This window comes from Bisbaumannia salifodinae, assembly GCF_055388505.1.
On the sequence record NZ_AP043781.1, the window covers coordinates 807,922 to 827,230 of the forward strand.

Genomic DNA, 19,309 nt, shown 5'->3' on the forward strand with positions numbered 1-19,309 from the left:
CTATGTCGCACGACACTCTTCTTCTTTCTTTCGCTCATCGTATGCTTTCATCCACTCGGCAAGCCGCGGGGTATGCCGTGAGGCGAATCGCGCCATGTCCTGTCGCCGGTAAGGTTGGCCGGTAAAAATCTCGATATAATCGGCCATCCGCCCCATGCGTTCCTCTTTGGTTTCCTGGGTACGCATCGAGATATAACCGATCTGCGTCAGATAGATGGTGCGGGCGCGAACATTGGCGTTGTGCGGTGAGTAGTCGAAACGGACGAACATCTGGGTCAGGGCATCAAGCCGTACCTGGTCGGCAGACGCGACCTCGAGGGCGACTTTCGGAGACTGCATGGCCCAGTTACGCACGGCGAATTCGAACTCCGAGTCGAAGAGGGTTTCATCCAACCAGCAATCAAAGACGTTCAACATGGCCTCGACGATCGTGTCGGCATAACGCTCCGTCTGCGAGACCAGCCCCTGGGTGTTCTTGGCCTTCCAGCGCTCGATCAAGGCCTCGAGCAGGGCATCCCTGTCCTTGAAGCACCAGTAGAAACTCGTGCGGGAGGTCTGCAAGGACTTGGCCAGCGGCAGGATCTTGACCGACTCCACGCCTGACTGAACCAGCGTATGGTAGGCGGCATCCAACCAATCGTCCCTTCGCCCCTTCTCGACTTCCGCCTTCATCATTGACCTCGTACCGTTGCTCGCCACCCGTGCAGTAGGGCAGCCCATCGATTCATTCATATCCACCTGTGACCTATATACTGACAAGAATGTACAGTCCTCGCCAGCCTTTCCGGATGGTCACGCCCCTCTGGGGAGGCAGGGTGAAACTGTTCATAAAATTGATTTTCAAGGTGTTTCTGGAGGCCGACGGGGAGGCAGGCCTCCCCGTGACGAGGGCGTGGCTCAGCTGCTCCTGGGCTCGCCGATCAGGCCCTTGACGACCGCGAAGCAGGCCGCCAGCAGGACCAGGGTAAAGGGCAGGCCGGTGGCCAGTACGGCCGTCTGCAGGGCGGCCAGGCCGCCGCCCAGCAGCAAGGCGATGGCGATGGCGCCCTCGATCAGGGCCCAGAAGATTCGCTGTGCCTTGGGAGCATCCACCTTGCCGCCGGCGGTGAGGGAGTCGATCACCAGGGAGCCGGAGTCGGAAGAGGTAATGAAGAACACCATGACCAGTATGATGCCGACGAAGGAGGTGATGGCGGTCAGCGGCAGTTGACCCAGCATCACGAACAACTGCAACTCGACGGCCGCCTCCACGACCCCCTGGAAGCCCTCGGTGACGACCTGGTCGATGGCGGTGCCACCGAAGGCGGTCATCCACAATGTCGAGACGAGCGTGGGGACGATCAGCACCGAGATCAGGAACTCACGCACGGTGCGGCCCCGGCTGACGCGGGCGATGAACATGCCGACGAAGGGCGACCAGGAGATCCACCAGGCCCAGTACAGGGCGGTCCAGCCCTGGCGGAAGTTGTCGTCCTCGCGGCCGAAGGGCATGGACAGGGCCGGCAGGTGAGTCAGATAACCGCCGAGGTTTCTGAAGAAATCGGTCATGATCATCAGGGTCGGGCCGACCACGACCACGAACAGCAGCAGCATGAAGGCCAGCGCCATGTTGATCATGGAGAGTCGCTGTACGCCCTTGTCGACCCCCGCCATCACCGATATCAATGCGACCAGGGTAATGCCCAGGATCAGCAGCACCATGGTGACGTTGCCTTCGGGTATGCCGAACAGGTAGTTGAGCCCCGCCGTCGCCTGGGAGGCGCCGTAACCGAGGGAGGTGGCCAGGCCGAACAGGGTGGCGAATACCGACAGGATATCGATGATATGGCCCGGCCATCCCCAGATGCGCTCACCCAGCAGTGGGTAGAAGATCGAGCGCATGGTCAGCGGCAGCCCCTTGTTGAAGGCAAACAGCGCCAGCGACAGGGCCACCATGGCGTAGATGGCCCAGGGGTGCAGGCTCCAGTGGTAGAGGGTGGCGGCCATGCTCAGCGAGATGGCGCCCGCCTGGTCACCAAGGGCCCCTCCCAGCGGCGCCCAGTCGCTGCGCACCCCATTCTCCACGGTGGTGCCATCCAGGGCGGTGGCGAAGTGGGTCAGCGGCTCGTTGACGCCGAAAAAGACCAGTCCGATGCCCATGCCGGCGGCGAACAGCATGGCGAACCAGCCGGCATAGCTGAACTCGGGCTTGGCGTGAGTCCCGCCGAGCCGGACCTTGCCGAGGGGCGTGAAGATCAGTACGACGGCCACCAGCAGGATGATGTTGGTGGACAGCAGGAAGAACCAATCCAGGTAGCCGGCAAGGAAGCCGAAGATGGCATCGAAGAGCGGTTCGACCTCCTCCTGAAGCGCCAGGGTGATGATCACGAAGAACAGGATCGTCAGCGCCGAGATGCTGAAGACCTTGCCGTGCACGTCCAGGTCGAGCCCGAAGCGCTTGATGGCAATGTTGTCCTGCCCGATCACGTAATCGGTATCGATGATATTGGCCGGACCCTCGGGGATGGGAATGCCCTCGCCGACCGGGGCCGACTCTGGGTCCTTGCTAGTGTGCGTCACGAATATGGCTCCTCGCTGACGTTGATAGGCGACGTGGCGGTGTCAGCCCTGCCGGGGGCGCACCAGGAACACCGACGCCCTGGTGTGGGTAGCGACCTTGCCGCCATGGGAGGGGAGGACGACGTCCAGATGTGTCGGCGGGTGGGTGGACATGATCACCAGATCGGCACCGATCTCGTCGATGGCATCGATCAGCACCTCATCCAGATCGGCGATGGGGTCCGGGCTGGTGATGACCCGGGCGCTGACCGGCTGCCCGTGCACTTTGGCCTGCTGCGCGGCGAAGGCCTCCAGCTTCTGCTGATACTCCTCCGGGGTATGCGCGACCTTGCTGGGCGCGGTGGCGGTGACCGCCACATAGCAGACCTCGGCGCCGAAGTGCCTGGCCTGGTCTGCCACCACATGAAGCGAGGGTTCGATCACCTCGAGGTGGGCCAGATCCACGGGAACCATGATCTTGCTGAACATAGCGGCGCTCCTTCCGAGTGGGGGCTGGTTGAATCCTCATGATTCCAGTCTACGCAACTCGCCCAGCAGCGCCTGGAGCGGATGGGGCAGCACGGTCGCGGAGAGCCGCCGAGCCTGGCTGCGGCAGGAGTAGCCGGTGGCCAGCAGGCGGCCGGCGTTAGCGGCGTCCTCCACCCGCGGCTGCCAGGACTGGGCGTAGATGGTCTTCGAGGTGTCGAGGTTGCGCGCCTCGTGGCCGTAGGTGCCGGACATGCCGCAGCAGCCGCTGGCCACTACCTCGAGCTCGAGGCCGAAGGCGGCGAACACCCGCTGCCAGGCCTTGGGCGTGCCCGGGGCATTGGTCTTCTCGGTGCAATGGGCGAGCAGCCGATAATCGGGGGCGTCGAGGGCGAGGCCGGCCGGCGCCAGGGGCGGCGCCCGCTCGTCCAGCCACTCGGTCAGCCATTCCGGCAGCAGCCGCACCTCGGGCACGGCGGCCTCGCCCAATGCCTTCACGTACTCCTGGCGGTAGGTCAGGGTCATCGCCGGGTCGATGCCGACCAGCGGCACCCCGGAATCGGCCAGCGCCCCGAGTCGCTTGGCCTGCTTCGCCGCGGTGCGTTCGAAGGCGCCGAGGAAGCCCTGGACGTGCAGCGGCTTGCCGTTGGGCGCGTAGGGGGCCATGAATACCCGGATGTCGAGGCGCTCGAGCAGCTCGACGACGTCCATCACCAGCGTCGACTCGAAGTAGCTGGTGAAGGCGTCCTGCACCAGTATCACGCTGCGCGCCTTCTCCGCCTCGGTGAGCCGGCCCAGACTGGCGGGGGTGGCAGCGCTGACGCCCCGGGCCGCCAGCCATTTCCTGAGGCTGGTCCGGGACAACCGCGGGCTATCGACCATGCCGATGGGGCCGGCCAGCAGCCGGTCCACCAGGCGGTTGCCCAGGGCGGCGTTGTAGAGCGGGGCGATCCGCGACAGCGTCGGCACCATGAATTCCAGGCCGCCGATCAGGTAGTCGCGCAGCGGGCGCAGGTAGCGGCCGTGATAGAGCTCCAGAAACTGCGAGCGGAAGGTCGGCACATTGACCTTCACCGGGCACTGGCCGGCGCAGGACTTGCACGCCAGGCAGCCGGCCATGGCCTCATACACCTCGTGGGAGAAGTCCGCCTCGCCGCGCCGCCGGGCCAGGGTGTTCCTGAGCCGACGGGGGAAGTTCTTGACGAAGCCCCAGGCCCCCTCGGCCTTCTTCTCGTGGGACTCCTCGAGGACGTCGACGCCGGCGTGGCCCTGCAGGCGCAGCCATTCGCGCATCAGGCTGGCGCGGCCCTTGGGCGAGTGGACGCGCTGGCGGGTGGCCTTCCAGGACGGGCACATGGCGTCATCGGGGTCGTAGTTGTAGCAGGCGCCGTTGCCGTTGCAGTAGACGGCATCGCCGTGGGCCTGCCAGACCCGCTCGTCGATCTGGCGGTCGTACTGGCCGCGGGTCGGCACGCCATCGATGGTCAGCAGCCCCGGATCGACCAGCCTAACCGGCTCCGCTGGATTGGCGGCAAGGGTGGTAGACGCTTTGCCCGCGGTTTCGGGCGGGATATAAGGAGTCGCGATCTTGCCCGGATTCAACTGGTTGTGCGGGTCGAAGGCGGCCTTGAGGCGGCGCAGGCTGGGGTAGAGCGGGCCAAAGAAGGCCGGGGCGTACTCGGAGCGCACGCCCTTGCCGTGCTCGCCCCACAGCAGGCCGCCGTACTTCTGCGTCAGCGCGGCGACCGCGTCGGAGATCTCGCGGATCAGCCGCTCGTCGGCCGGGTCCTTCATGTCCAGCGCCGGTCGCACGTGGAGTACCCCGGCGTCGACATGGCCGAACATGCCGTAGGCGAGGCCGCGGGCGTCGAGCAGGTCGCGGAACTCGGCGATGTAGTCGGCCAGGTGCTCCGGCGGCACCGCGGTGTCCTCGACGAAGGGCAGCGGCCGCCGCTCGCCCTGGACGTTACCGAGCAGGCCCACGGCACGCTTGCGCATGCCATAGACCCGGGCGATCTGGGCGCGGCCTTCCGCCAGGGTATAGCCCAGGCGCTCGACGCCGGCGTCCTGCTCGAGATGGCGACAGAAGGCGGCGACCCGCCCGGCCAGGCGCTCGGGGTCGTCGTCGTTGAATTCCACCAGGTTGATGCCGTGCACCGGAGTATTCCCTGCGGCAGGGAAGAACTCGGCGACGTCGTCCCAGATAAAGTCCTGCATGGCCAGGCTCAGCACCTTGTCGTCCACCGTCTCGATGGAAGTGGGGCGCGCCTGCGGTTGGGTTTGTGAAGAGCTGCCGCTGGACATCAGCGCCTTGGCGTCGCGCAGGGCGTCCATAAAGCCCGCGTAGCGCACGTTGACCAGGGTCGAGTGCTTGGGGATCGGCAGCACCTTGAGTACCGCCTCGCTGGTGAAGGCCAGTGAGCCTTCCGCGCCGCACAGCACGCTGTTGAGATCGAAGCGGCCATCCTCGGTGCGCAGGTGCGCCAGGTCGTAGCCGGTCAGGCAGCGGTTGAGCGGCGGGAAGGTGTCGCGGATGCGCTGGCGCTCGCCGTCGATGATCTCGCGGGCGACCCGATGCACCCGGCCCACGGCGTCGTCGCGGGCGCACAGGGCGTCGAGCTCGGCCTCGCTCACCGGCCGGGTGGTGAGGCGCTCGCCGCCGAGCAGCACGCTATCGAGTTCGAGGACGTGATCGCGGGTCTTGCCGTATTCGCAGCTGCCCTGGCCGCTGGCATCGGTGGCGATCATGCCGCCGAGGGTGGCGCGATTGGAGGTCGAGAGCTCCGGGGCGAAGAACAGCCCATGGGGCTTCAGGGCGGCGTTGAGCTGGTCCTTGACCACTCCGGCCTGGACGCGCACCCGACGGGCCTCGACATCGATGTCGAGGATGGCATTCATGTGTTTGGAGACGTCGACCACCAGGCCATCGGTGAGCGACTGGCCATTGGTGCCGGTGCCGCCGCCGCGGGGGGCGAGCACCACCTGGCGAAAGCTCTCGCGGGCGGCCAGCTGGGCGAGGCGCTCCAGGTCGGCCACGCCACGCGGGTAGAGCACCGCCTGGGGCAGGCGCTGGTAAAGAGAGTTGTCGGTGGCTAGCACCGTACGGTTGGCGTAATCCGGGGCGATCTCGCCCTCGAAGCCGGCATCCGCCAGGGCCTCGAGGAAGCGCAGATAAGGTGCGTCCCGGCCAGGAAGGGACGGCGACTCGGTGGTGTCCAGTCGTGTAATCATGACTTTGTATACTCTCTCGGGCTAGCAGCGACCATAACCTTGCATACCGCTCGACGGGCAATGGACTTCACCTGGACAAGAAAAAGTCGAACCATGCCCAAGAAAAACCGTGACATTTACCTCTCCGGCCCCGCCCTCCACTGGTTGTACATCAGGGTGGCGGCCACCCCGATATCCAGCAATGGTCTCGGCGGGTTCTTGGCAGGACGTGGTTGCGACAACATATACCTCAATAGATCAGAATCCTTGTTTGCCAGATGATCGGCGATAAGTTTTCCGGTTATCGTTCCCTTGGTAACCCCGATACCATTATGGCCGCCGACACCAAACACATTCTTTCCCAGCTCGCCGAAGTAGGGCGCATGATTACGGCTCATGCACATTACCCCGCCCCAGGAATACTCCATCTCCACATTATCCAGCATCGGGAAACGCGCATTGTAGCCATTGACGATATGCTTTTTGGCATTTTCAAGATCAGTGGGCGAGCTCTTGCCGCCAGGGTTGAAACTGAAGCTGTTGCGCACCAGGATTCGCTGATCCGGTGTGCGGCGGACCGTGCTGCCGAAAGGGTCCGCGGGGATCACCCCCCAGCAAGCATCGCCACCCAGTCGCTGTTGTTCGGCTTCTGTCAGCGGTCGAGTCAGCCCCGCATAAGTGAAGATGGGAAGCAGGGTCCCGGAGAGGTAACCAAATTCCTGGGCGAAGACATTGTTCGTCAATATCAGCTTGCGAGTCTTGATCATTCCAGCGGGAGTATGCAACTGGATACGGCTGCCATGCTCGATCCGAGTCACCGGCGTCAGCTCACATAGCTGGACATTCTCGGGAAGCGTTCGTGCCAAGCCACGAGCCAGGGCCGCGGGCTGCACCAGTACCGTGCCTGGGGTGTAGAGCCCCTGTTTATAGTAACTGGTACCCAGCTTCGACTGCATGTCGGAGGTATTGACCATGTGGCACTCGGCGCCGAGCCGCTCGAGCCCCGAACGATAGGCCTCCAGGACCTTGATGCCCTTGTCATTGACGGCGGCTTGCACCTTGCCGCAGGCACGCCAATCGCAATCGATGCCCTCTTCCTCGACGATCTCTCGAAGATAGCCGATGGCGGCGCGATTCAGCGACAGGTCCATGCCTGCGACCTTGAGATCCCCGATATAATCCGGGGCGGAAAGGTCGTGAGGCAGGTCGATCAAAAACCCGGAGTTACGACCAGAAGCCCCGTCTGCGACACACTGGGCGTCCACCAGCAAGATGGTGTCATCTGGGCGGTGAGCCGCCAACTGACGTGCCGCGGCAAGGCCAGTGAATCCGGCACCGACAATCACCCAATCGGCTTCGGTCGGCCCTTCGAGTCGCCGAGGCTCGTGCTTCGGGAGTATCTTGGTCCAACCACAACTATCATCATCGGCTGGCAGGTTGTTGATCTTCATTGTTGAGCACCTCTTGAGTGGGAAGATAGACCCGCCTTATCCTAATCACCCAGAACTCTTGCTGTTTTAATATCCGATTCCACTGTCGATAACGAAGAGGAGGCGTCGATGTGAAATCAGGTGGGCTATCAGGAACACCCACCTGTCTAGATGTCAGGCCACGTTGTAAATGACGTAATACTTGGTGACGGGCTCGATCACTTCCCAGCTTCCCTTGAAGCCGACAGGAATCACGAAGGCATCCCCGGTCTTGAAGGTGCTTTCCTCGCCGTCTTCATCGGCCAGGACGATATGCCCTTCGATCAGGTAACAAAATTCGTGACGCTGGCTGTAGTCGACGGACCATTTGCCGACCTCCGAGCTCCAGGTACCCGAGAGCAGTTCCTTGGCGGCAGAGGCGTACATGTTTTGCAGGCTCTGCTCGGGGGCGCCACTAAGCCGGCGCTCCGACTCCACCACGGACGTGCTTGTGGGTGCGGTGCTGTTCTGGAAGTCGATGATTTTCACTGCAGACATCGTTGGGCTCCTCTGAGTGCAGAGTTTTAGTTGGCGAACTGGTAGGCGGTCTTTACACGGGTGTAAAACTCTGCGGCATACCTTCCCTGCTCACGAGGACCATAGCTCGAGCCTTTGCTACCACCGAACGGAACATGATAATCGACCCCCGCCGTGGGCATATTGACCATGACCATGCCGGCCTTGGCGTGACGCTTATAGTGTTCCGCGTATTTCAGGGAGGTCGTGCAAATGCCGGAAGACAGGCCGAAAGGCGTATCATTGGCCTCTGCCAGGGCGGCTTCGTAGTCGGCCACCCGGGAGACGGTGACCACCGGCCCGAACACCTCTTCCTGGCAAATGCGCATGGCGTTATTCACATCCGCGAAGATGGTCGGCTGCAGGTAGTAGCCATCGCTATCCGCCTCGACCCGATTGCCACCCGCCAACAGGGTGGCGCCTTCTTGCTTGGCGATGTCGATATACTCCAGGTCTTGCCGAAGCTGACTCTCGCTGGCGACGGGGCCAATCTGTGTCGTTTCATCGAGGGCCGGGCCGACACGCAAGGCTTGCGTCTTCTCGACGAAGCGCTGGATGAAATCATCGTAGATGCCGTCGGTCACGATGACGCGTGAGCTGGCCGTGCAACGTTGCCCCGTGGAGTAGAAACCGCCCTGGACGGCGACGTCGACGGCCTGTTCGAGGTTGGCATCGTCCAGCACGATCAGCGGGTTCTTGCCCCCGAGTTCGAGTTGCGCTTTCGCCATGCGTGCGGCACAACGCTGGGCGATCATGGAGCCGGTATTGACCGAGCCGGTGAAGGTCACGGCCTGAACGGCATCGCTGCCGATAATGGCATCACCTACCTCGGAGCCCGGGCCGACCACCATATTGAATACGCCGGCGGGGAGGCCGGAGCGAGAAATGATCTCGGCCAGGGCCCAGGCGGAGGAGGGCACCAGTTCGGCAGGCTTGAAGACGACGCAGTTGCCGTAGCATAACGCCGGCGCGATCTTCCACGCAGGAATGGCAATCGGGAAGTTCCAGGGCGTAATAATGCCTACGACGCCAACGGGCTCCCGGGTGATATCGACGGTGGCTCCCTTGCGCACGGACTCCAGGCGCTCGCCACCGATACGCACTGCCTCACCGGCGAAGAACTTGAACAGGTAGCCGGCACGGGTGACCTCCCCGATGCCTTCCGGGAGTGTTTTGCCTTCCTCACGAGACAGCAGAGCCCCAAGCTCTTCGCGCCGACTCAGGATCTCGCTGCCGATGAAGTCCAGGGCATCGAAACGTTCCTGAGGACTGGACGTCCCCCAGGCGGGAGTCGCGGCCGTCGCCGCCGCTACCGCCTGCTCGGCTTCCGCACGCCCGGCACGACTGAAGCGGTCGACAATATCGGAGAGATCGGAGGGGTTCTTGTTCTCGAGCACATTATTCCCAGCGGAAATAAAAGCGCCATTGATGTAACTGGTTTTCATGACGGTTTCCTGTTTGGCGAGTTAGACCAGGTTGGTGGGGGTGCCTTTATTCCACTGATTGATGTTCTCGATGGCACGATCCATCAACCCCTGCATGGCTTGCTGGCTGCTCCAGGCCACGTGGGGGGTCATGATGAAGTTGGGCAGCTCCATCAGCTCCAGAAGCGGCTCATCCGGTCGGATGGGGTCTTGTTCAACGATATCGACGGCGGCACCGGCCAGAACACCGGAGCGCAATGCTTCGGCGAGGTCGCTTTCGTTGATGATGCCGCCCCGAGCCGCATTGATGATCACCGCGCCCTTCTTCATGCGCTTGAGTTCCGTCAGGGTGAACATATCCCGGGTCGAACTGTTCAGCGGGCAGTGCAGGCTGATGGCATCGCAGGTTTCTAACAGCTCGTCGAACGACACGAGCGGCAACTCGGAACTCGTTTTCCCTTGGTTGTAATAGACCACATCCATGCCGAGGCCCGCGGCCATCTTCCCCATGGCCTTGCCGATCATTCCGGTACCGACGATGCCGATACGGCTGGCATGAATATCGTTGACCTCATAGTCGAGAAAGACGTTGGTCTGCCAATCCTCCCCATACCACTCGTTGCTCTTCAGCAGGGTGTGATAGGACACAATCTGCCGACGCAGGGCCAAGAGTAATCCCAGGGCATGCTCCGCGACGGTGGCGGGAGAGTAGGCGGGGACATTGCTGACCTGGATACCATTCTCATGGCAGTAATCGACGTCAACGTGGTCGGTGCCGGTCATGGCAACACAGACCATCTGCAGTTTCGGCAGTTGTGCAAGTTCAGCGGCACGCACCGGTGCACCGCAGGTCACGACGACTGTCGCATCCTTGGCACGCTCAACCAGTTGCTCGCTTTCAGTGTAGTCATACTCGACCCACTGATGAGGGAACCCGGGTTTCGGAAGGTGAATCTTCGGTGCCACGGCACTCTTGTCAAGAAAGACGATATTATGCATAACCTCCACCAATCAGCTCTTTTTTGTGGGAACATAGCCGGCCGGCGCGAGCGACGCCAGCTTGCGAGTCACCCAACCGGCGGTCTTGTTACGGTCTTCCAGCGCTTCCTTGCGTACGAGTGCGTCGCGTACCATGTAACCGCCGATGTAGCGGAAGGGTTCTATCGGGAAGCGCTTGATTTTCGTATCGACCAGGCCACAACGGCTCCATTCATCGTCTTTCTCGAGCGTTAGAGAGGCGACGATACGGCTCGCAAAAACGGTCGTGGCAACGCCGTTACCCGAGAAGCCTATCGCGTAGACGATATTCTCATGGCCACCGAGATGCCCAAAGGTGGGCAGTCCATTCATGGCTCGATCAAGAGGCCCCGTCCAGCTGTTGATAATCGGTACGTCAGACAAGTTTGGATAAATGTTGTGGAAGGCCTTGGTTACCTTTTTTGCGGCAGGAGAGGGGCCTTCGTACATATCGCCAACGCGACCACCAAAGCCGAATCTTCCCAAGGGCTTACCGAAGATCACGCGCCCTTCCGGGGTGTTACGGTAGTAGTTGAGCACCACCCGGGAATCGGTCATGCCTTCACCGCCGGTGAAACCGATCTCCTTGAGACGCTCAGGCGCTTTGGCCGTCGCCACCATGTCGCTGGAGACCAGCGCGATATCGCGGCGAAGCTCCGGGAAGATAGCCCCCCAGGCGTTCATGGCGACCACGACCTTTTGCGCCTTCACGCTGCCCTTCGTCGTGTGAACGATCGGGGTCTTGCTGCGCTCGAGGCGCTTCATCGGTGTTTTTTCGTAGATCTCGACACCGAGTCCCAAGGCGTGGCGCCGCAGGCCTCGCGCCAGCATCGCGGGCTGTACGGTGGCGGCATTGGGGTCGAAGATCGCTTCGATATTTTTCGGACTTCCGGTTCTCGCCTGCGCCTCACCGGGGGCCAGCGCGATAAAGGGATTCACGCCATATTCGTTGAGAGAATCCACCAGGACGTCCCAGGAACCCTTTTGCATGTCGGAGCTGGCCGACCAGATCCAGCCTTCCTTGCGGTACTCCGCATCGATGCCGTTTTCCTCGCAAAACTCACCGATTTCATCAATGGCGGATTCGGCGGCCTTGCAGATACGCAGGGCTTCTTCGTGGCCACAGAGCTTGCGGACAGACAGGAATTTCCCCCACCAGTTGGTGGCGACACCGCCATTACGGCCACTGGCCCCACCGCCACAGAGGTCACGCTCGATGACGACGATCTTCAGCCCCGGCTTTTCCCGCTTGAGCCGGATAGCCGACCAGAGCCCGAGATAGCCTCCACCGATGATGCAGACATCCGCATCGATATCCCCCTGCAGCGATGGCGCGACGTGGCTGTCGTAATCCAGCGCCTGCGCGTACCAAAAACCCCTGTATGTATGCATATCTCGCTCCTGCCGTCACCTTGATTATCTTTGGTGGCGAGGGAGAGGCCACCGGCTCATCGAGCATCTTTCATGTATCCGATAGTGAGTAAGAAAAGTCTTATGACTTACCCTCACTCCTCGGATGGATCAATTAAGTTTGCGGGCCAGGAAGCTAATATAATGATTTCAGCTACTGGGTTAATCGCCAACCGAACACCATCTCACTGCCTAAATTTAAAGGACCTCAATTTCATCCCGCATCGAGGCAAACTGACGTTGCACGGAACCGTTCGGTGCAGGGGCGGGGTTACCACGAGGATGGGCAGAATCGACGGGACGAATCCCGATCACCTTGTCGTCTGCCGTTTGCTTGCTCCCCGAGCCTGCCGTTGCCTAGCGTCCACCGGATGGTGATGGCCTCGCATTCAGTCACTGCCCCGCAATGTACACCTGTGTCAGGTTGATTGACAACCATGTGTGCGCCTGGCTTCAACCAAAGTCTTATGGATAAAAAAATCAACGCATTATTGCTTCTGCTCGAGAGGGTGTTATGGCTGGTGAGTGAGATAAAAATCTTTTTAAAACAAATGGATATATTTTTCTTGTGGTCTTCGGTCAGGGCTCGAGCCGCTTGGCCGGGGGCGCACGCTGTCCACGCCGGGTCCCAGCAGCAGGCCGCTGGCGGCCTCCAGCCAGGCCTCGTGGGAGCCCCTGATGAGCGTATCGGCGGCGCTCCCGCGGCAGGGGAGAGCGGGGAGTGTTTAGAGGTGTCAGTCTTATGTGCATGACGAGGGTCCGGCCCCTGTCGGGTCGGGCGAGAGGAAAAGGCGTGTCACCGCCTACCAGGGAAGTCAGGGGCAGCAGGAGGTATTGCCCAACTGCACCAGCGAGCTCGACCCGCCGCACTATGCGTCCTATACCAGTGGCCAGCACGCGTACCGGTAGCGATACCCCCCGAGAGATGCCCGGGTGGCCTGAGGAACGCAACGAGGCCTCGCCGTGGTCCATTCGGAGCCGAGGCGAGGCCTATCGCTGGGGATCGGGGCGTTAACGCGCCTGCCCAAGATAGTCGTCGGTGGTCGTGACCGTGCCGTAGGCGAAGGCCAGGGCGGCCATGATCGTGGCATGGACCTGAGCCGCCGGTACCGTCTTGCCCTCGAATTCCAGGTCAAGGGTGGCGCAGGCATCATGAACGATCGTCGTCTTGTAGCCGAGGTCCGAGGCGGCCCGGCTGGTGGCGTCGATGCACATATGACTCATGGCGCCGATGATCACCAGCTCCTCGATACCCGGCTTATCCAACAGCGCCTTCAGGCCCGTCTCGAGAAAGGCGTTGGGGTAATGCTTCAGAAGCACCGTCTCCGATGCCAGGGGGGTAACCGCCGAATGGATCTCCACCCCTTCCGTGCCGGGGGTGAAGAAGGGCGCCTCCGGGTCGGGCATTTCATGACGAACGTAGATGACGGTGTCCTGCACCGCCCGGGCGTGCTCGATGACCCGGGCCGCCTTCGCGACGGCGCTATCGATCCCTTCCAGGGGCAACTTGCCGGCGGGGAAATATTCGTTCTGGATATCGACGACGATAATCGCGCGTTTGCTCATGGTTAAGGTCCTCTTGTCGTGGCGGTGGCCTGCCGTCTGGATGGGATCGCCCGGTACCCACTGTCGGAATGGGATGGGGCCGGGCAATCTCGGGGGGGCCGATCAGAACGTCATGACGTCGCCATCGGCGGGGATCAGCACGCGATCCTCGATGCCTGCCTCCCGCACGTAGTGGCGGAGTTCATCGCGGCTCAGGGTCATATGGTTCACGGCGTCCAGATGCACCGCGATGATGGTGGCCTCGGGGGCCGTTTGATAAGCGCGCAGGGTGTCCTCCTGGCCCATGATGATGGGGTCGCCCTCGAAGCCGTCGACCTCGGCGGCGCCGGCATTCAGCACGATCACCTCGGGCCGGTAGCGTTCCAGCGCCTGGTCGACCTCGTCGCGCCAGAGCGTATCGCCGACCACATAGGTGGTCTGGTGGCCCGGGGCCTCGAAGACCACGCCCATCACCTCGCCGAGGGCCTCGGCCAGCTCGGGGACGGCATAGATGGCGCCGGAGCCGTGCTGGCCGCCGGTGCGGTGGAGGCTGACCCCGCCGAACTCGGCGCTGCCGTCGAGCAGGCGCACGTCGGTGAAGCCTTGGGAGCGCATCAATTCGGCATCGGCCTCGTGCTGGGCGAACAGCGGGATATCCTTGGGCAGCAGGGCCTGGGCCGCATCGTCCCAGTGGTCCAGGTGGGTGTGGGTGACGATCACCGCGTCCACGCCGTCGATCACCGCTTCTGCCGGCATCGGCAGTTCCACCAGCGGATTGCGCAGCTCGCTGCGATGGGTGTCCTCGAAGCCCGGGTAGGCGCCCTGTTCGGCCAGCATCGGGTCGATCAGGAAGGTGGTCTCGCCATAGGTGAGCTTCAGCGTGGCATTGCGAATCTGCTGCACCTGCTGGGTCGTCTGCTGATCGGCGGAGGCGCCGCCGGCGACCAGGGCCGTGGCCAGGAGCAGGGAAGCGGCGAGGGGCTTGAGTGACATCTGGGGTCTCCTGAGTGTCGCGGTTGATGGGAACACTCTAGGCGGATCGGTTCGGCCGGATAATTGGCCCGAGAGACAGTAATCGAAACTTTCGGGCCAAAATGCCAGACTGAGGTCCCAACCCTCGGGAGGTGAACCATGTCCTTGCCCCGCGTGGGGCTGATTCTCTATCCGCGTTTCAGCCCCTTTCATTTCTCGGTGCCCTATATGGTGTTCGGCATGGCCTGGCCCGAGCGCCCCCTGTTCGAGCTGCTTATCGTGGCGCCGGGGGGAGAGTCCCTGGAGGCCGAGCGGGCCATGACGGTACGACCCGACGGTGGCCTGGAGCTGCTGGAGGAGGTGGATATCGCCGTGGTGCCCGGCTGGCACGACCTGGACGAGCCGCCGGCGCCGGAACTGGCCGAGGCCCTGATGCGCTGTCATCGGCGGGGCGCCCATGTGGTGGGTCTCTGTTATGGCGCCTATGCCCTGGCCTATGCGGGGTTGCTGAATGGCCGGCGGGCCTCCACCCACTGGATGGCCGAGCGGGACTTCGGTCGCCGTTTCCCCGAGGTCGGCCTGGATACCAATGCGCTCTATGTGGAGGAGGATCGCCTGGTGACTTCCGCCGGTACCGCCGCCGGGCTGGACTGCTGCCTGTTCCTGGTGCGCGAGTACCATGGTGCGCGCATCGCCAACCAGGTGGCTCGCCTGCTGGTGGTGCCGCCTCACCGGGAGGGCGGCCAGGCGCAATTTATCGAGCAGCCGGTGGCCATCTCCACCCAGGACGCCCAGATCAACCGCCTGCTCGACCATCTGCGCGAACACCTGGCCGAGACGCACTCCCTCGATGCCCTCGCCGCCCGCACCGCCATGAGTCGGCGTACCTTTACCCGCCATTTCCACCGGGCCACCGGCATGACGGTGGGGGAGTGGCTGATCAACGAGCGCCTGCGGCGCAGCCGTGAGCTGCTGGAGACCAGCTCCCTGCCCATCGAGCGAATCGCCGAGCGCTGCGGCTTCCAGACCGCCACCGCTTTCCGCCAGCACTTCCGGCAACGCTATCGGGTCAGCCCCCGGGAATGGCGCAAGACCTTCGGCGAGCCGGGGAACGAGCGCTAATCGCGGCTACTCCAGCGGCTCCAGCCGGTAGAGGCCGCCGTCGCTCGCGTCGCTGAGCAGGTAGATGCGGCCGTCGGGGTCGACGCGCACGTCGCGGATGCGGCCGATCTCACCCTCCAGCAGCACCTCGCGCTCCACCACCCGGTCGCCGTCGATCACCAGGCGTACCAGGCGCTCGCTGAGCAACCCGCCGGCCAGCAGGCTGCCCCGCCAGCCGGGGAAGGCGCCGCCACTCACCCAGGCCAGCCCCGAGGGGGCGAAGCGTCCCTCGAAGACGTGCACCGGGTCGCGCATGCCGGGTCGGGTGTCGTCGCCGATGGGCAGGAAGGTTACATAGTCGCGGCCCAGGCTCACCTCCGGCCAGCCGTAGTTCGCGCCGGCCTCGATACGGTTGAGCTCGTCGCCGCCCCGGGGGCCGTGTTCGCTGGCCCAGAGCCGACCCTCGCCATCCACCGTCAGGCCCTGGATATTGCGGTTGCCGAGGCTATAGAGCTCGTCGAGCACGGCGGCCTCATTGACGAAGGGGTTGTCCATCGGGGCCGTGCCCTCTTGGGTCAGGCGCAGCACGCCGCCGGCATGGTCGCCGCCGTCCTGGGCACGATCCGGGTCGCGGCCGCGGTCGCCGATGCTTATCACCAGGCTGCCGTCGGGGAGGAAGGCCAGGCGGCCACCGTAGTGGCGCCCCGGGTCGGAATAGCGGTCCTGGACGAAGAGGGTGGTTAGCTCGGTGAGGCCGGCATCGCCCAGTCGGGCCCGGGCCAGGGCGCTGGCACTGCCGCCGGGCCCGGGGCGCGAGTAGGTGAAGTAGAGCCAGTCGCTGTCGCCGTCATCGCTGCCGAAGTCCGGATGCAGGGCCAGATCGAGCAGGCCGCCCTGACCGCGGGCCGAGACCGCCGGCAGGCCGTCGAGGGCCCGGCGTGCGTCGTCGTCCAGCAGCCAGAGGCGGCCGCCGCGCTCGCTGACCAGCATCCGGCCGTCTGGCAGGAAGGCCAGCGACCAGGGGTGGCTCAGGCCCTCGGCCAGGCGCACCAGGCGGAAGTCATGGTGGTCGCTGGTCAGGCGCTCGTGAACGACTTCGGCGGCCGGGGCAGGGGCGGCGACCAGGGCCGCCAGCAGCGCTAGCAGGGGACGTATCGGTCGCATCATGACTCCTCCTCGGTGCGGTACTTGGCTACCTCGAGCCTAGTCGATCTAGACTAGGCCTTTCAGTAGCGCCAGCAGCAGCGGCAGATAGAGGAAGGCGAGCAGGGTGGAGCAGAACACCAGGCTGGCCACATAGGCGGGCTCGCGGCCGGCGCGCTGGGCGAAGAGGTAGTTGAACACGGCGATCGGCATGCTCATCTGCAGCACCAGGATGCCGTGGGCCAGGGGCGGCAGCCCCAGCAGCCACCCCACCAGGTAGGCCAGCGTCGCCGCCGCCAGGGTGCGGATCAGGCTGAAGCCGACCCCGGCGCGCAGGCTCTTGACCTGGATGCTGGCCAGCGAGACCCCCAGGGTGATCAGCATCAGCGGCACCGTGAAGCCGGAGATCAGCTCCAGGGTGTTGTCGAGCCACAGCGGCAGGTCGGTGTCGCTGAGCAGGATCGCCAGGGCGATGGCGATGGCATAGACGGTGGGGGTGCGGGCCAGGGTGCGCAGCGGGTTACCTCGGCTGGCCATGAGGGTGCCGAAGGTGAACTGCACCAGGGAGACGGTGACCATCACCGCGATGGCGAAGGCGAAGCCGGCGCTGCCGAAGGCGTAGAGCACCACCGGCAGGCCCATGTTGCCGGTGTTGGGGTACATCATCGGCGAGATCACCACCCGCCAGGGTTTGCCCAGGAGTGGCGCCACCAGGAAGCTGGCCAGGCCCATGGCGGTGAGCACCAGCAGGGTGCCGAGCATGGTCAGGCCGAAGCTGCCGGCGTCCACCTCGGCCCCGGAGAGGGAGGCGAGGATCAGCGCCGGGGTGCCGATATTGAAGACCAGCTTGGTGACGAACTCCACCGGGTAGGGGTGGCCCAGGCGCACCCACAGGAAGCCCAGGCTGGCGCCGATAAAGACCGGGGCCATCACGGCAAAGAGTTCGACAAGCATGGGCGCTCCTCGCTGGCGGTAAGGGGACGCCCATTGTCGTGAATCGGATGCTTAGAGGGCAAACGAATTCGCGCGCTCCCCGCGCTCGGGAAAAAGTTTGTCAGTCGCGACACCGGTGTCGCAAACGCACCGGGTCGTGACGTCGCCAAGCATCTTGGCCCCCAGGCCCAGGGATACCATCGCCGCAAACCACAACAATCTCTGGAGGCCGACATGACCCTGCGCAACGAGAGCCTGGCGCAATACGACACCCCCCTGGCCGCGGCTATTGCCGAAGAAGTGGCCCGTCAGGAGGCCCATATCGAGCTGATCGCGTCGGAGAACTACACCAGCCGCGCGGTGATGGAAGCCCAGGGCTCCCAGCTCACCAACAAGTATGCCGAGGGCTACCCGGGCAAGCGCTACTACGGTGGCTGCGAGTTCGTCGACAAGGTCGAGGCGCTGGCCATCGAGCGTGCCTGCGACCTGTTCGGCGCCGACTACGCCAACGTCCAGCCCCACTCCGGTGCCCAGGCCAACGCCGCCGTCTTCATGGCGCTGGTCTCTCCGGGTGACACCGTGCTGGGCATGAGCCTGGCCCACGGCGGCCACCTGACCCACGGCGCCGCCCCCAACTTCTCCGGCAAGCACTACAACGCCGTGCAGTACGGCCTCAACCCGGAGACCGGCGAGATCGACTACGAGGAAGTCGAGCGCCTGGCCCGCGAGCATCAGCCGAAGATGATCATCGCCGGCTTCTCCGCCTACTCCCGGGTGGTCGACTGGCGTCGTTTCCGCACCATCGCCGATGAGGTGGGCGCCTACCTGATGGTGGATATGGCCCATGTGGCGGGTCTCGTCGCTGCCGGTCTCTACCCGAGCCCGCTGCCCCACGCCCATGTGGTCACCACCACCACCCACAAGACCCTGCGCGGCCCGCGTGGTGGCCTGATCCTCTCCGCCCACGGCGACGAGGCCCTCCACAAGAAGCTCAATGGCGCGGTCTTCCCGGGCCAGCAGGGCGGCCCGCTGATGCATGTGATCGCCGCCAAGGCGGTGGCCTTCAAGGAGGCCATGAGCCAGGACTTCGTGCGCTACCAGCAGCAGGTGATCGAGAATGCCCGGGCCATGGCCGAGGTCTTTATCGAGCGCGGCTATGACGTGGTCTCCGGCGGCACCGACGACCACCTCTTCCTGGTCTCGCTGATCAAGCAGGGGGTCACCGGCAAGGACGCGGATGCCGCCCTCGGCCGCGCCCATATCACCGTCAACAAGAACTCGGTGCCCAACGACCCGCAGAGTCCCTTCGTCACCTCCGGACTGCGCCTCGGCACCCCGGCGGTCACCGCCCGCGGCTTCGATGCCGCCGAGTGTACCGAGCTGGCCGGCTGGATCTGCGACATCCTGGACGCCCTGGCCGACGGCGGCGATAGTGCCACAGTGGAAGCCGAGGTGCAGGCCAAGGTCGCCGAGGTATGTGCCCGGCATCCGGTCTATGGCGCGGCCATCGCCGAGAGCACCGTCGAAACCATCGCTTGAACCGGC

At 63.9% G+C, this 19,309-nt stretch carries 15 protein-coding genes; 2 read left to right on the top strand and 13 right to left on the bottom strand.

The genetic code is table 11. The features are described 5' to 3' along the window. From ACZ5EF_RS03755 to ACZ5EF_RS03805, 11 genes are all read right to left on the bottom strand, one after another. Positions 1-672 (bottom strand): TetR/AcrR family transcriptional regulator, encoded by a 672-nt coding sequence (locus ACZ5EF_RS03755; RefSeq protein WP_346064293.1) that lies wholly within the window; start codon positions 670-672, stop codon positions 1-3. Between the two features lie 225 nt (positions 673-897). Then, entirely contained in the window at positions 898-2,559 is a 1,662-nt protein-coding gene (locus tag ACZ5EF_RS03760; RefSeq protein WP_346064294.1) for a BCCT family transporter, read from the bottom strand. A gap of 42 nt (positions 2,560-2,601) precedes the next feature. Further along, positions 2,602-3,027: a universal stress protein gene (locus ACZ5EF_RS03765; RefSeq protein WP_346064295.1), complete on the bottom strand. Its 426-nt coding sequence runs from the start codon at positions 3,025-3,027 to the stop codon at positions 2,602-2,604. A gap of 36 nt (positions 3,028-3,063) precedes the next feature. After that, a complete protein-coding gene (gene ydiJ, locus ACZ5EF_RS03770; protein ID WP_346064296.1) occupies positions 3,064-6,255 on the bottom strand; it encodes a D-2-hydroxyglutarate dehydrogenase YdiJ in 3,192 nt (1,063 codons plus the stop codon). Between the two features lie 116 nt (positions 6,256-6,371). Continuing rightward, positions 6,372-7,685, bottom strand: coding sequence for an NAD(P)/FAD-dependent oxidoreductase (locus tag ACZ5EF_RS03775; RefSeq protein WP_346064297.1), 1,314 nt, complete (start codon positions 7,683-7,685; stop codon positions 6,372-6,374). 153 nt (positions 7,686-7,838) lie between these two features. Further along, positions 7,839-8,201 (bottom strand): cupin domain-containing protein, encoded by a 363-nt coding sequence (locus ACZ5EF_RS03780; RefSeq protein WP_346064298.1) that lies wholly within the window; start codon positions 8,199-8,201, stop codon positions 7,839-7,841. Positions 8,202-8,227: 26 nt separating this feature from the next. Further along, positions 8,228-9,664, bottom strand: a complete 1,437-nt coding sequence (locus ACZ5EF_RS03785; RefSeq protein ID WP_346064299.1) for an aldehyde dehydrogenase family protein — start codon at positions 9,662-9,664, stop codon at positions 8,228-8,230. 21 nt (positions 9,665-9,685) lie between these two features. Further along, complete coding sequence (locus ACZ5EF_RS03790) at positions 9,686-10,642, bottom strand: NAD(P)-dependent oxidoreductase (protein WP_346064300.1); 957 nt, start codon at positions 10,640-10,642, stop codon at positions 9,686-9,688. 12 nt (positions 10,643-10,654) lie between these two features. Further along, positions 10,655-12,052, bottom strand: coding sequence for an NAD(P)/FAD-dependent oxidoreductase (locus ACZ5EF_RS03795; RefSeq protein WP_346064301.1), 1,398 nt, complete (start codon positions 12,050-12,052; stop codon positions 10,655-10,657). 1,029 nt (positions 12,053-13,081) lie between these two features. Next, positions 13,082-13,636: a cysteine hydrolase family protein gene (locus ACZ5EF_RS03800; protein WP_346064302.1), complete on the bottom strand. Its 555-nt coding sequence runs from the start codon at positions 13,634-13,636 to the stop codon at positions 13,082-13,084. 102 nt (positions 13,637-13,738) lie between these two features. Next, complete coding sequence (locus tag ACZ5EF_RS03805; protein WP_346064303.1) at positions 13,739-14,608, bottom strand: MBL fold metallo-hydrolase; 870 nt, start codon at positions 14,606-14,608, stop codon at positions 13,739-13,741. A gap of 138 nt (positions 14,609-14,746) precedes the next feature. Between ACZ5EF_RS03805 and ACZ5EF_RS03810 the strand changes: the two genes are divergently transcribed. Next, positions 14,747-15,709 (top strand): GlxA family transcriptional regulator, encoded by a 963-nt coding sequence (locus ACZ5EF_RS03810; protein ID WP_346064304.1) that lies wholly within the window; start codon positions 14,747-14,749, stop codon positions 15,707-15,709. Positions 15,710-15,715: 6 nt separating this feature from the next. On the opposite strand, the gene ACZ5EF_RS03815 is transcribed toward ACZ5EF_RS03810, so the two are convergent. Beyond that, on the bottom strand, positions 15,716-16,855 hold the full coding sequence (locus ACZ5EF_RS03815; protein ID WP_346064305.1) for a PQQ-dependent sugar dehydrogenase: 1,140 nt from the start codon (positions 16,853-16,855) through the stop codon (positions 15,716-15,718). Between the two features lie 45 nt (positions 16,856-16,900). After that, positions 16,901-17,785: an AEC family transporter gene (locus tag ACZ5EF_RS03820; RefSeq protein ID WP_346064306.1), complete on the bottom strand. Its 885-nt coding sequence runs from the start codon at positions 17,783-17,785 to the stop codon at positions 16,901-16,903. A 213-nt stretch (positions 17,786-17,998) separates the two neighbouring features. On the opposite strand from ACZ5EF_RS03820, the gene glyA reads away from it, so the two are divergent. Next, positions 17,999-19,303, top strand: coding sequence for a serine hydroxymethyltransferase (gene glyA, locus ACZ5EF_RS03825; RefSeq protein ID WP_346064307.1), 1,305 nt, complete (start codon positions 17,999-18,001; stop codon positions 19,301-19,303). Positions 19,304-19,309 lie beyond the last annotated feature (6 nt).

Excerpts from the sequence above, each read along its gene's own strand:
- ACZ5EF_RS03810 (WP_346064304.1), top strand. The coding sequence starts at position 14,747 with ATGTCCTTGCCCCGCGTGGGGCTGATTCTCTATCCGCGTTTCAGCCCC.
- ACZ5EF_RS03790 (WP_346064300.1), bottom strand. The coding sequence starts at position 10,642 with ATGCATAATATCGTCTTTCTTGACAAGAGTGCCGTGGCACCGAAGATT.
- ACZ5EF_RS03820 (WP_346064306.1), bottom strand. The coding sequence starts at position 17,785 with ATGCTTGTCGAACTCTTTGCCGTGATGGCCCCGGTCTTTATCGGCGCC.
- ACZ5EF_RS03795 (WP_346064301.1), bottom strand. The coding sequence starts at position 12,052 with ATGCATACATACAGGGGTTTTTGGTACGCGCAGGCGCTGGATTACGAC.
- ACZ5EF_RS03805 (WP_346064303.1), bottom strand. The coding sequence starts at position 14,608 with ATGTCACTCAAGCCCCTCGCCGCTTCCCTGCTCCTGGCCACGGCCCTG.
- ACZ5EF_RS03785 (WP_346064299.1), bottom strand. The coding sequence starts at position 9,664 with ATGAAAACCAGTTACATCAATGGCGCTTTTATTTCCGCTGGGAATAAT.
- ACZ5EF_RS03815 (WP_346064305.1), bottom strand. The coding sequence starts at position 16,855 with ATGATGCGACCGATACGTCCCCTGCTAGCGCTGCTGGCGGCCCTGGTC.
- ACZ5EF_RS03780 (WP_346064298.1), bottom strand. The coding sequence starts at position 8,201 with ATGTCTGCAGTGAAAATCATCGACTTCCAGAACAGCACCGCACCCACA.
- ACZ5EF_RS03755 (WP_346064293.1), bottom strand. The coding sequence starts at position 672 with ATGAAGGCGGAAGTCGAGAAGGGGCGAAGGGACGATTGGTTGGATGCC.
- ACZ5EF_RS03765 (WP_346064295.1), bottom strand. The coding sequence starts at position 3,027 with ATGTTCAGCAAGATCATGGTTCCCGTGGATCTGGCCCACCTCGAGGTG.
- ACZ5EF_RS03800 (WP_346064302.1), bottom strand. The coding sequence starts at position 13,636 with ATGAGCAAACGCGCGATTATCGTCGTCGATATCCAGAACGAATATTTC.
- glyA (WP_346064307.1), top strand. The coding sequence starts at position 17,999 with ATGACCCTGCGCAACGAGAGCCTGGCGCAATACGACACCCCCCTGGCC.
- ydiJ (WP_346064296.1), bottom strand. The coding sequence starts at position 6,255 with ATGATTACACGACTGGACACCACCGAGTCGCCGTCCCTTCCTGGCCGG.
- ACZ5EF_RS03775 (WP_346064297.1), bottom strand. The coding sequence starts at position 7,685 with ATGAAGATCAACAACCTGCCAGCCGATGATGATAGTTGTGGTTGGACC.